Source organism: Armatimonadota bacterium (assembly GCA_031081585.1).
GTDB lineage: Bacteria > Sysuimicrobiota > Sysuimicrobiia > Sysuimicrobiales > Humicultoraceae > Geohabitans > Geohabitans tengchongensis.
Genome location: JAVHLY010000051.1, coordinates 1 through 11873 on the forward strand (window position 1 = coordinate 1; position 11873 = coordinate 11873).

At 73.0% G+C, this 11873-nt stretch carries 13 protein-coding genes and 1 tRNA gene; 7 read left to right on the forward strand and 7 right to left on the reverse strand.

Features of this window, described 5'->3' with window-relative positions; all coding sequences use genetic code 11:
• Positions 1-72: 72 nt before the first annotated feature.
• Entirely contained in the window at positions 73-972 is a 900-nt protein-coding gene (locus tag RB146_13465) for an EamA family transporter (GenBank protein ID MDQ7829976.1), read from the forward strand.
• Positions 973-980: 8 nt separating this feature from the next.
• Here RB146_13465 and RB146_13470 read toward each other — a convergent pair whose 3' ends face one another.
• From RB146_13470 to RB146_13480, 3 genes are all read right to left on the reverse strand, one after another.
• Positions 981-1664 carry a hypothetical protein gene (locus RB146_13470; GenBank protein ID MDQ7829977.1) on the reverse strand — a complete coding sequence of 228 codons (684 nt, stop codon included), beginning with the start codon at positions 1662-1664 and terminating at the stop codon, positions 981-983.
• A gap of 104 nt (positions 1665-1768) precedes the next feature.
• Complete coding sequence (locus RB146_13475) at positions 1769-2971, reverse strand: amino acid ABC transporter substrate-binding protein (protein MDQ7829978.1); 1203 nt, start codon at positions 2969-2971, stop codon at positions 1769-1771.
• Between the two features lie 583 nt (positions 2972-3554).
• A complete protein-coding gene (locus RB146_13480) occupies positions 3555-5492 on the reverse strand; it encodes a copper-translocating P-type ATPase (protein MDQ7829979.1) in 1938 nt (645 codons plus the stop codon).
• 266 nt (positions 5493-5758) lie between these two features.
• Between RB146_13480 and RB146_13485 the strand changes: the two genes are divergently transcribed.
• Positions 5759-5953, forward strand: coding sequence for a hypothetical protein (locus tag RB146_13485; GenBank protein ID MDQ7829980.1), 195 nt, complete (start codon positions 5759-5761; stop codon positions 5951-5953).
• A 21-nt stretch (positions 5954-5974) separates the two neighbouring features.
• Complete coding sequence (locus RB146_13490; GenBank protein MDQ7829981.1) at positions 5975-6769, forward strand: SDR family oxidoreductase; 795 nt, start codon at positions 5975-5977, stop codon at positions 6767-6769.
• 5 nt (positions 6770-6774) lie between these two features.
• Here RB146_13490 and RB146_13495 read toward each other — a convergent pair whose 3' ends face one another.
• Positions 6775-7263, reverse strand: coding sequence for a YbaK/EbsC family protein (locus tag RB146_13495; protein MDQ7829982.1), 489 nt, complete (start codon positions 7261-7263; stop codon positions 6775-6777).
• Between the two features lie 174 nt (positions 7264-7437).
• Between RB146_13495 and RB146_13500 the strand changes: the two genes are divergently transcribed.
• The 4 genes from RB146_13500 to RB146_13515 all read left to right on the forward strand — a co-directional run bounded on the left by RB146_13500 (position 7438) and on the right by RB146_13515 (position 10643).
• Complete coding sequence (locus tag RB146_13500; GenBank protein ID MDQ7829983.1) at positions 7438-7611, forward strand: hypothetical protein; 174 nt, start codon at positions 7438-7440, stop codon at positions 7609-7611.
• A 383-nt stretch (positions 7612-7994) separates the two neighbouring features.
• Complete coding sequence (locus RB146_13505; protein MDQ7829984.1) at positions 7995-9092, forward strand: ABC transporter substrate-binding protein; 1098 nt, start codon at positions 7995-7997, stop codon at positions 9090-9092.
• Positions 9089-9865: an ABC transporter ATP-binding protein gene (locus RB146_13510; protein ID MDQ7829985.1), complete on the forward strand. Its 777-nt coding sequence runs from the start codon at positions 9089-9091 to the stop codon at positions 9863-9865. Before RB146_13505 ends, RB146_13510 begins: the two co-directional genes overlap by 4 nt.
• 7 nt (positions 9866-9872) lie before the next feature.
• Complete coding sequence (locus RB146_13515; protein MDQ7829986.1) at positions 9873-10643, forward strand: ABC transporter permease; 771 nt, start codon at positions 9873-9875, stop codon at positions 10641-10643.
• Positions 10644-10649: 6 nt separating this feature from the next.
• Here the strand turns inward: RB146_13515 and RB146_13520 are convergent, their stop codons facing one another.
• The 3 genes from RB146_13520 to RB146_13530 all read right to left on the reverse strand — a co-directional run bounded on the left by RB146_13520 (position 10650) and on the right by RB146_13530 (position 11655).
• Positions 10650-11069: a type II toxin-antitoxin system VapC family toxin gene (locus tag RB146_13520; protein MDQ7829987.1), complete on the reverse strand. Its 420-nt coding sequence runs from the start codon at positions 11067-11069 to the stop codon at positions 10650-10652.
• Positions 11069-11356, reverse strand: coding sequence for a type II toxin-antitoxin system Phd/YefM family antitoxin (locus tag RB146_13525; GenBank protein MDQ7829988.1), 288 nt, complete (start codon positions 11354-11356; stop codon positions 11069-11071). The genes RB146_13520 and RB146_13525 overlap by 1 nt, the downstream gene beginning before the upstream one ends.
• Positions 11357-11580: 224 nt before the next feature.
• A tRNA-Ala gene (locus tag RB146_13530) sits at positions 11581-11655 on the reverse strand.
• Positions 11656-11873 lie beyond the last annotated feature (218 nt).

Here is an 11873-nt window from a genome sequence, read left to right on the forward strand (position 1 = left end):
ATCGCCCTCTGGTCGGTGGGGGACGGGGTGCGCCTGCTCGACCTGACGCCGCTGCTCCCCTGACGCGGTCCGATGGTCGGGGAGCTCTTCGCGCTGCTCGCCGCGGTGGCGTTTGCCCTCAGCACCGTCTTCTCCCGGCGCTACATGGCCCCCCTCGTCCCGGACCCGCGGCGCCCGCCCGTCCCCCCGGACCTCGGCGTCTTCGCCACCATGGTGGCCAACGCCGTGCTCTACGTCGGGCTCCTCTTGGTGGAGGCCGCCCGCGGCACCCTGCCGCCGCTCACGCCCGCCGCGCTGGGCCTCTTCGTGCTGGGCGGCCTGTGCGGGACCTTCATCGGGCGCAACCTGGCCTTCCTGAGCGTCCACCGCATCGGTCCGGCACGCTCCACGGCGCTGCGCCTCTCCAACACGCTCTTCGCCGCCCTCATCGGGCTCGTGGCCCTGCGCGAGCTGCCGCGGCCCTGGCAGATCGTCGGGGCGGCGCTGCTCACGACCGGGCTGTGGCTGGTCATCCGCAGCCACACCCGCGCCGAGGCGCCCGCCCGGGACGGCTGGGGGGTGGTGGCGGCGCTGGCCTCGGCCGTGGCCTTCGCCCTGGGGGACACGGCGCGGCGCGGCGGGCTGGTGCTGGCCCCCTCGCCGGTCCTGGGGGCGGCCATCGGCGTGGTCGTGCCGCTGCTCGTCCAGAGCCTCTGGCTGCTGCGCACGCGCCCGGCGCGGCCGCCCGTGCGCGGGCTGCTGCGCTTCGACGTGGTGGCCGGCGCGCTGGCGCACACGGCGGCCATCCTGCTGCTCTTCTTCGCGCTGCAGCGCACGGCCGTGGCCAACGCCGCCGTCCTCTACAACCTGCAGGTCCTGCTGGTCATCCTCTTCGGGCGGTGGCTGCTCCCCGGGGACGAGGAGACGCCGCCCGCGCTGGTCGTGGGCAGCGTGCTGGCGCTCCTCGGCACCGCGGCGGTGCTATTTGGCTGAGGCCCGCCTCACAGCCAGCGCTCACGTCCGCGGTAGTAAACAGCCGGCGCGTCCGGGTGGCGCTGGCGGAAGGCGATGTAGCGGGCGAGCAGGCGGCGGTAGCGGCGCTCCGAGGAGCGCATCGGGCGGTGGGGCAGGCTCAGGAGGAAGCGTTCCACCTTCCAGAGGTGGTGCCGTGCCAGCCGCCAGTCGTAGCTGCCCAGGGCGCGCAGGTCGACGAGCTGGTAGCCGGTGAGGCGGCCGGTGTAGTCCACGTAGGGGTCGAAGTAGCTCCAGGCCAGGTCCCGGATCGAGCGGAAGACGGGCTTCCGGCCGTGCAGGCCGGCATCGCGGGACCGCGCCACCGCGCCCCATCGCCCGGCGCGGCGGAAGACGAAAATGACGTGCTCCAGGTCGTCGGCCGACTCGAAGCTCAACAGCAGCGGCGGGTAGCCGTGCTGCTCCAGGATCACCGCCGCGGCCAGCGCCGCCTCCAGGCAGTGCGCCGTGCCCAGGCGCACCACCTCCCGGAAGGAGCGCAGCGTCTTCCCCGGCCCCTCGTAGTTGTAGCGCAGGGTGCGCAGCCAGCGCTGCACCCGCTCGGGGGTCCGGTGGCGCTGGATGATGGCCCACTCGCGGGGCGTGAAGGCACTGGGCGGCGGGGCGCCGAGGTGGTTGCCGGGCGGCAAGGGACCGGGGCGACTTTCACGCATACGGACCGGGGGCCCGGGACCGGCCCCCGGCCAGGAAGATAGCGGCGCCGCCCGCTCAGGTCCAGCGCAGGCGGTCGAACCGGCTGGCGCGCCTCACCTCCCGCCTACCGTTCGCGCCAGGGGCGGGCCGGGTAGAGGAAGGGCTTGGCCCCCAGCTCCTTCGGCCACACCAGCTCCTGGCGGCCGTTCTGCCACTGCACGAGCACGAAGGGGACGATCCCCGTCCCGTCGGGCCGGAAGCGCACCCGCCCCGCCACCGTCTGCAGGTCGGTGGCGGCCATGGCGTCCCGGATGGCCACCGGGTCCAGGCGACCGGCGCGCTGGACCGCGTCCGCCACGATCTGCACGCAGGCGTAGGCGGGGCCGGTGATAACGTCGGCCGGGCGGCCGAAGCGCTGCTGGTGCCGGGCGTTCAGTTCGGCCACCCCGGGGAACTTGAAGTCGTGGTGCCACCCCGGCGCCAAGAGGACGTAGTCGCCGTCCTTGCCCAGCGCCTGGGTCCACGAGACCGCGTCGGGCGCGCGGATCATCAGCAGGACCTTGGGGTTGAAGTCCAGCTCCTTCATCTGGCGGACCAGCGCGATCCCGTCCGGCGGCGTGGGCACGGAGAAGACCGCGTCTGCCTGCGCCGCCTTGGCGCGCAGGATGATGTCCGAGAAGTCGCGCGAGCCGACGGCGTACTCCGCGCTGAGCACGATCGTGTAGCCGTGCTCGGCCGAGCGGGCCGTCCACAGGCGGGCCAGCTCGCGGCCCCAGTCAGTGCGCTCGGCGAAGATGGCCACCCGGCGCGGCCGCTGGTCGGCGGGCACGGTGGCGTTGAGGAACCGGTAGATGCCCACGGCGGCGTCGGGCGACTTGAAGAAGGGGGAGAAGAGGAACTTGAACCCCTGCTGGTGGATGCTGTACAGGGCGAAGGCCACGCCGCAGTAGGGGATGCGGTTCTTCTCCGCCACCGCCGCGGCCGCCGCGTGCAGGTCGCTGCCGAAGCCGCCCAGGTAGACCACCACGCCCTGCCCGGCCAGGGCCTCCAGGCGGCTCACCGTCTTGGTGGGATCGGACTCGTCGTCGAGGATGACCAGCTCGAGCGGCAGGCGCTGCTGGCCCACCCGCACCCCGCCCCGGCGGTTGATGTCCTCCACGGCGATCTCGTAGCCGGCGCGCACCTGCGCCCCTCCGCTGGCGAAGCGCCCCGTCAGCGGGATGACCGCGCCGAGCCGCACGGCGCCCGCCGGCGCGGCCGCCCCGCCGGCGGGCCAGAGCCCCAGCGTCACCACCGCAACCAGGAGCAGCACGACCACGCGCGTCATCCTCCCCACCCGCCTCATCCTCCCCACCTCCATGCCGTGCCTCGCTCCTCGCGGGGAACGGCGGACCGGTGGTCCGCCGTGTCGCCTCCTCACCGTGCACCGGCCTCCTCGTGGTCAGCCCGATACTGGGCCATGACACTTCCCTCCCCTTCCTTCCCTCCCCTTCCGCCCGGCGCGGCCCAAACACGGCCCGGGCCGTTTCCCTTCCACTGCGCGCCCCCGGCCGTGGAGTCGTGACCTGAGCTCACCGTCGAGGAGTTCGCCCTCGCCTTCTGCTCCCCTGGCTGGGGAGGACGCCGCTGATGGGACGGCCACTGAGTGTGCGGGCGCCGCGAAGGGAAGCAGGCAGCGGGGAAGAATCAAGAGGAGACGTCATATATCAGCGAGGTGCCCCATGGAGTGGTGGGTTTGGGTGCTCATCGTGGCGCTGATCTGGCTCATCGCCACGGGGCGCCTGGCACTCGGGTAGGTCCCTCGCTCTGCCGCCCTGTCGCCCCTGCCGGGCGCAGGGCGGTCCTCTCCCTGGTCACCCCACGACGGCCGGGGCGGCCCGACGGGGAGCGGTGCCGGCTCACCCAACGGCTCACAGGCGGAAGCGGCGCAGGAGCATGGCGTTGATGGCCACGATCACCGTGGAGAGGCTCATGAAGAGCGCCCCCAGTGCCGGGGAGAGGAGGATGCCCCAGGCGGCCCCCACCCCGGCCGCCAGCGGCAGGGCCACCGCGTTGTACCCTGTGGCCCAGAAGAGGTTCTGCCGCATCTTCCCGTAGCTCGCCCGGGCCAGGCGGATGGCCCGGACCACGTCGAGCGGGTCGTTCTCCACCAGCACCAGGTCGGCCGACTCGATGGCCACGTTGGTCCCGGCGCCGATGGCCACCCCCAGGTCGGCCGCCAGCAGCGCGGGGGCGTCGTTGATCCCGTCGCCGACGAAGGCGACGGGGCCCTCCGCCTTCAGCGCGGCGACGATGCGGGCCTTGTCCTGAGGGAGGGCGCGGGCGAAGCGGCGCTCGATCCCCAGCGCCCGGCCGACGGTCTCGGCGACGGCCTCCGCGTCGCCGGTGACCATGACGCTCGCGATCCCCATCGCCCGCAGCGCCTGCACGGCATCCCGGGCGCGCTCCCGGATGCGGTCGCCCAGGGCGATCAGGGCGACCACCCGCCGCTCCTCCATCACCGCCACGACGCTCTCCCCCCGCGACTCGGCCTCCTGCAGTCCCCGCTGCAGGGGAGGCGGGAGGACCGCGCCCAGCTCCGCAGCCCACTCCGGCCGGCCGACCCGGTAGGTGCGGCCGTCGAGGCGGCCTTCCACCCCGTGCCCGGCGAAGACCCGGAAGTCCTGCACCTCCCCCGGCGTCCCGCCGTCGCGCTGTGCCGCCTCGACGATGGCCCGCGCCAGCGGGTGCTCCGAGCGCGTCTCCAGCGACGCGGCCAGCCGCAGCGCCGCGGGGGCGGTGAGGCCGTCGGTGTAGACCTCGCGGACGGCGAACCGTCCCTCCGTCAGCGTGCCGGTCTTGTCGAAGACCACGAGCCGGATGTCGTGGGCCCGCTCGAAGGCCTCCCGCTTGCGGACGAGGATGCCGTGCCGGGCGGCCAGCGCCGTGGCGTTCACGATGACCAGCGGAATGGCCAGCCCCAGGGCGTGCGGGCAGGCGATGACCAGCACGGTGACCGCCCGCGTGAGGGCGAAGGTGAGGTCGCGCCCCGGCCCGGCGCCCAGCCAGGCCAGCAGCGTCGCCGTGCCGCCGACGAGGGCGATCAGGGTGAGGAGGGAGGCCGCGCGGTCGGCCACCGCCTGAAAGCGGCTGCGCGAGGCCTGGGCCTCCCGCACGAGGCGCATGATCTGGCTCAGCGTGGTCCGCTCGCCGGTCCGGCTCACCTCGACGACGAGCGCCCCTTCGCCGTTCACCGCCCCGCCGATGACCTCGCTCCCCGGCCCCTTGACCACCGGCCGGGACTCCCCGGTCAGGAAGGCTTCGTTCACGCTGGAGGCGCCGTCCACCACCCGCCCGTCCGCGGGGATCTGCTCCCCGGGCCGGACGAGGATGCGGTCCCCTTCGCGGAGCTCGCGCACGGGCACGTCGACGACCTGCCCGTCCACCAGGCGGTGCGCCGTGGGCGGGAGGAGCGAGGCCAGGTGCTCCAGGGCCCGGCTGGCGCTCTGGACGGAGAGCATCTCCAGCCAGTGCCCCAGGAGCATCACGTCCACCAGCGTGGCCAGCTCCCAGTAGAAGGGCATGCCCCGCAGGCCCAGGGTGACCGCCAGACTGTAGACGAAGGCCACGGTGACGGCCAGGGCGACCAGGGTCATCATCCCGGGGGCCCGCGCCAGCACCTCGCGACGGGCGCCCTCGACGAAGACCCATCCACCGACGAGGTAGACCACCACGGCCAGCACCGGCGTGACCCAGTCCGACCCGGGGAAGCGGACGGCCTGGAAGCCGAGCCAGCTCTGCAGTTCGGGGGAGAAGTAGAGGATGGGCAGTGTCAGGGGGAGGGTGACGAGGAACCGGTTCCGGAACATCTCCGGCGTGTGCCCTGCGTGCCTGTCGTGCCCCGCATGCCTGTCGCGGCCTGGGGGCCTCCCGCGAGCTGCAGGACTCTCGTGGTGCGCATGTGCGCGGTGGGGGACAGGTTCCGGCTGGTGCGCGTTCGTCGCATGGCGGTGGCCAGGACCGCCTCTGTGATGGTGGGTCATGGGCAGCTCCTCTCCCGCAGCGCAGGAGTTGCATTCAAGGAGGGTCCCCCGGCACCATCCTGGTGGAAACCTGCCAGGACGGGGCTGATGAGATGAGGATACAACGAGACCGTGAACTGGCGCGCCAGCGCCACCGGCGAGAGAAGGTGCGCCGTCTCCTGGTGCGCATCGCGGCCGCCCGCGGCGAGGAGCGCGAGCGCCTGCTGACCAAACTGCAGCGCATCGCCCCCTGGCGCCTTGGGGAGGCCCGCCAGGGCGCGGCGACCGGTCGGCAGGCGAGCGGGTAGCGCCGGAGGTCTGCGGCCCTCTTGACGCGCACGAGCGCCCGCGCAGTCCTCCTCGATCTCTTCGACCTGAGTGAGCGTGTGGCCCTGGTGACCGGCGGCTCGCGCGGGCTCGGGCTGGAGATGGCCGAGGCGCTCGGGCAGGCCGGCGCCCGCGTGGCCATCGCCGCCCGGCGGGAGGCCTGGCTCGAGCCGGCCGCCGCCCGCCTGCAGGGGCAGGGCGTCGAGTGCCTGGCGGTGCAGGCGGACGTCACCCAGCCCGACCAGGTGGAGCGCCTGGTCCGTGGAGTGCTCGACCGCTTCGGCCGCCTGGACATCCTGGTGAACAACGCCGGCACGGCCTGGGGGGCCAGCCTGCTGGAGATGCCGCTCGAGCGCTGGCGTCAGGTGCTGGAGACCAACCTCACCGGCACCTTCCTGGTCACGCAAACGGCCGGCCGGTGGATGGTGGAGCAGCGGGGCGGGAAAGTCATCAACATCGCCTCGGTGGCCGGTCTGGTCGGGACGGCTCCCGAGGTGCTGGACGCCGTCGGGTACAGCGCGGCCAAGGGCGGGATCGTGGCCTTCACGCGGGACCTGGCGGTGAAGTGGGCGCGTTACGGGATCACGGTGAACGCCGTTGCGCCGGGCTTCATCGCCACCCGCCTGACCGAGGCGGTCCTGGCCCGTGCGCAGGCGCGGATCGAGGCGGCCACGCCGCTCGGCCGCATCGGGCGCCCCGAGGACCTGCGGGGGGTGATCGTCTTCCTGGCTTCGCGCGCGGCCGACTACATCACCGGGCAGGTCATCGTCGTGGACGGCGGGCTGACCGCCCAGTAGTCGGCTCAGCGCGTGGCCGTGAGTCCCGGCGGGCGGGCGATGTCCGCCACCTGCGCGCCGGCGAGCCGCTCGAAGTCGGCGTAGGCCACGGTCATCGTCTCCCGGTGGGTGCCGGCGTTGAAGACGATCTCCGGATCGGCGGTCAGGCTCCGGTCGACGTACACCGGCACGCCGTAGAGGTTCCCGAACGGCGGCATCGCCCCGACCTCGCAGTCGGGGAAGAGAGCGGCGAACTCCTCCTCGCGGGCCAGTCGCGCCTGCTGTCCGCCTACCGCCTGCCGCACCTTCTCCAGGTCGACCCGGTGCGGGGCGGGTAGGACGAGCATGACGGGCTTGCCGTCGACGGTGGCGATGACGACCTTGGCCACCCGGTAGCCGCTCACGTGCTCGGCGGCCGCCACTTCCTGGGCGGTGTAGGCCTCGGGGTGGGTGCGCACCTGGTAGCGCACCCCCTGCTCGCGGAAGTACTGCTCGAGCCGCTCCCGACAGGTCATGGTCGCTCCCCCCTCACCCCCATCTTATGCGGGCGCCGGGGGTTGCGGCCGCCGAACCCCGCGGCGCCGGGTGCTCTTGCGCGTCCGCGCCGCCCGGCGATACAGTACGTGACTGAGGCGCCGAGCCGCAGTTCCGCCAACTTCAGCGGCAGTCAGGCGAAGGAGGTGGAGGGCATGCCCACGAGGCTGGCCGTGCGCGATGCCGCAGCGACCTGCCAGCGCGACCTCGCGCGCATCGCCAACGACCTGAAGGGGCTCGGGGAGTACCCCAGCACGAAAGACGTCGTCAAGCACCTGCAGGCGCTGGTCGAGGCACTGCAGCGCTTCATGCGCGAGGCGGGCGACTGAGCCGGACCGCGAGGTCCGCGTGCCTGCGTGCCCGCCTGCCGCTGGCTCCGGGCGGCGGGCGGGGCGCGGGCCGCATGCGCGATCCTGCGGCGGGCCGGCCGGCCCGCCGCAGGGGCGGCCCGGCGCGCGGACGGCTATTGCCTGGCAGGTCCCGCATCGTATACTGAAGCACACCATGCTGCGGCACGACCCGCTCCGCAGGGTCCGCTTCGCCCCCCGGCAGTGCATCTGTCCCCCGCGGGGGTAACGGGCGGGAGGCGCTTCGCCCGGCCCGGCCTCCGCGTTCCCACCGAGCGTTCGTTCGTCCGTTAAACCTCGTCGCTCGCTGATCGCTTCCCCCTCGCCAGGGCGTTGCCCTGGCCCGGGGTACTGGAGGTGCAACCATGAAGGGCGGACCCGCCATCCCGGGGCCTGCCGCCTCCCGGCGGCCTGTCACCACCGACTGCTGCCAGGCGCTGGAGGCGCTTGTCCCTGTCGGTCCCCTCTCCCGCCGCGCCTTCCTGGCCCGCCTGGCCGGCCTGACGCTGGCCGGTCTGGCCTGGCCGCGGCGGGTGTGGGCGCAGGAGCGGCGCAAAGTCACCCTGGGTTTCTGCGGCCAGCTCCTCTGCGTGGTGCCCTACGAGGTGGCCCGCCATCACGGCTACTTCGCCGAGCAGGGGCTGGACGTCGAGCTCGTCTACTTCCGCGGCGGCAGCGCCGCCATGCAGGCGCTGGTCGGCGGCGCCGTCGACTACGCCGCCACCTCCTTCGACGTGGCGCTGGCCGCCTACGCCCGCGGCGCGCGCATCGTGCGCTTCTTCACCACCGGCCGGCTGCCGCTCTTCGCCCTGGCCACCGCTCCGGGGATGGCGGGGCAGCTGCGCACCGTGGCCGATTTGCGCGGCCGGACGGTGGGGGTCTCCGCGCTCGGCAACGCCGACCACCTGCTGGCGCTGGCCCTGCTGCGGCGGGCGCGGGTGCGCCCCGACGCCGTGCGCTTCGCCGTGCTGGGCCCCAACCTCTTCGACGCCCTGCGCGTGGGGCACGTGGACGCCGGCATGGTGCAGGAGCCGGCGGCGACGCTCCTGGTCCGCGCCGGCGGGCGGGTGCTGGTGAACCTGATGGACCTGGAGCAGGCGCGCCGCCATCTCGGCGGTCCCTACGAGTTCATGGGCGTCGCGGTCCGCCGCGAGGAGTGGGCGCGTCGCGAGGGGGAAATGCGGGCCCTGGCGCGGGCGCTCACCCGCAGCCTCCGTCTGATCCACTTCGGCACCCCGCGGCTCGTCGTGGAGGCGCTGCCGCCTGCCCTGATCGCCGGAGGTGACCGCGCCCTCTTCGAGGAGATCCTGGCCCGTCACCGCCGCTCCCTCTACCCCCAGGACGGGCGGATCCAGTGGGACGCGGCGCGGCGGGTGCTCTTCGTCCAGCAGCAGTCGGGCGTGCTCCCCGGTACCGTCGACCTGGCCGACCTCCTCAGCAACGCCGTGGTGGAGCGCCTGTGACCGGCCTCCAGGTCCGCGACCTGACGGCGGCCTACGGGGCGCACCCGGTGCTGGCCGGCCTGACGCTGGAGGTCCCGCCGGGGGCGTTCGTCGGCCTGGTGGGCCCGTCAGGGTGCGGGAAGTCCACCCTGCTGCGCTGCCTGGCCGGCCTCGTGCGGCCGTCGGGCGGGCAGATCGTGCTCACCGGCGCTCCTGACGGTGCCCGCCCGTCGGTCGGCATCCTCTTCCAGGAGGACGCGCTGCTCCCGTGGCGCACCGCGCGGGAGAACGTCGCCCTGGGCCTGCGCATCCAGGGGATGCCGGCGCGTCGGGCCGCGGCCGAAGCCGTGGCGTGGCTGCGGCGCGTGGGGCTCGGAGGGTTCGAGGAGCACTACCCCGCGGAGCTCTCCGGCGGCATGAAGAAGCGCGTCGCCCTCGCCCAGGTGCTGGCGCCGCGCCCCCGCGTGCTCCTCATGGACGAGCCCTTCGCCAACCTGGACGCCATCGTGCGCCACCTGGTGGAGGCCGACGTCCTGGCCCTGACCGCGGAGGAGGGGCTGACGGTGCTGCTGGTGACCCACGACCTGGAGGAGGCGCTGCTGCTCTCTGACCGGGTGGCGGTGATGTCGGCCGGGCCGGCCGCCCGCATCGTCAGCGTGTACGACGTGCCCTTCCCCCGGCCGCGGGACCTGATGGCGGTGCGGGTGGAGCCGGCCTTCGGCCGCCTGCTCCAGGCGGTGTGGGAGGACCTGCGCCGCCAGGTGGCCCGTCAGGGTTGGGGCGCCCGCGTCTGACCCGCACATGCGACGCCCGGTCGCCCTGGTGCTGCTCCTGAGCCTCTGGGAGGGCGCGAGCCGCTCCGGGTGGGTACACCCCACGGTGTTGCCCCCGCCCACGACGGTGGCCCGGGTCCTGGGCGAGCTGGTGGCCGGCGGCGAGATCTGGCCGCACCTCCAGGTGACGGTGACCGAGGCGCTGGGCGGGCTGGGGCTGGGGATCGCCCTGGGTGCCGTGCTGGGCCTCATCGCCGCCTTGCTCCGTCCGGTGGCCGAGGTGCTGGAGCCGGCCATGGCGCTCCTCAACGCCGTCCCGCGGGTGATCCTGGCGCCGCTGTTCGTCATCTGGCTCGGCATCGGCGTCGCCTCGAAGGTGGCGCTCAGCTTCCTGTTGGTCATGGTGATGGTCTTCTTCGCCGTCTACACCGGCATCCGTGAGGTGGACCCGCGCCTGGTGGAGCGGGTGCGCACGCTGGGCGGCGGGCCCACCCACCTGGTGCGGGAGGTCTACGTGCCGTCGGTGACCGCCTGGTTCCTGAGCACCTTGAAGGTGGCGGTGGGCTTCGCCTTCACCGGGGCCGTCGTGGGGGAGTTCGTCGCGGCCAGCCGGGGCGTGGGCTACATCCTCTCCTTCGCCCAGAGCACGTACAACGCACCGCTGGTGCTGGCGCTGATCCTGCTGGTCGTCGCCGTCATCCTCGCCCTCTTCACCCTCTTCGAGCGGCTGGAGCGTGTCTGGCTGCGCTGGAAGCCCGAGTACCGGCCGACCCGCCGGGTCAATGCGGTGCGCAGATAACCCCCGTCAAACCACGCGAAGCTGGGGAAATCGCCCGGCGGCCACGCGGGCCAACTGTTCGTCCACGGTCCACAGCTCACACCCACGCAGTTCTGCCACCGCCAGGTAGACGGTGTCGTAGGTGGTCGGCCGCCCCAGGACGGCGGCGATGGCCCACGCTCGGTCGAAGAGCCCCCGGGGGTGGGCGGTCCGGATTCCCTGGCGGCGGAGGGTCCGCCAGGCGTCCTGGGCCTCCATGTCGAGGAGCTCCCCCCTCGCCACCTTTCGCCGGAGGACGGCATGCGCCTCGAAGAGCCACAGCCATGGCGCGATCGGTTCGGTGCCCTCGGCCTGCCATGCCTTCCAGTGCTCCCGGACGACGTCGCTCTTCGTCTCCGGGAGGACGAGCTTGAGGACGAGGCTCGCGTCGACGCAAACCTCCGCCATCAACGCTCTCCACTCCGAATGGCCGCCAGATCGTCCGTCGAGTTGGAAAGCAGGATGCCGCCGCGTCGTTCGAGGATGCGAGCTCGGAGCCGATCCGCATCGAGCAGGGCCGACTCATCGGCAGGGGTGGGGACCGCCTCCTCAAGGGCGGCCAGGTCGTGGAGCCCGACCAGGGCTGCTTTCGCCATCCCTCGAGAGGTCAGCAGGATCCGTTCCCGCCCGTGGGCCACCGCATTGATCAAGGAGGAGAGGCGGGCCTTGGCTTCCGCTATGCTTGCCCTTCGCACCGGTTGAGGCCTCCAGAGTTGTGGGGTCAAAAGATCATATAGACCTTTAAGACCATTATCATCTTAATGATGATATGGGTCAATAGGTCCAGATCGTTCGCACCCTGAGGTCCGGATTGTTCACTGGCCCGAGAGACCGGCAAGGCGTCGCAGTTCCCTACTCAAGGCGTCGCAGTTCCCTACTAGAGATTGGGATGGATGTGGGTGAGGGGCTGCCTGTCGACTGGTGGAGACGAGGGGATTCGAACCCCCGACCCCCTGCGTGCAAAGCAGGTGCTCTCCCGCTGAGCTACGTCCCCACCGTGTCCAGCATAGCACGGTGATGGGGCGGGGAGGCTGTCCGAGCCAGCGCGGCGCGGCTGCAGAGCGTGCGCGACCGCAGGACGCGGGTGGGTCGAGCGTTCGCCCCGCTGCCGGGGCTAGGGCTTCGAGCGCTGGCGGTCCAGGAGGGCCTTGCCGATCTTCAGCGGGATGGCCCCGCCCGGGACGACCAGGTTGATGGTCTCCGCCCCCAGGT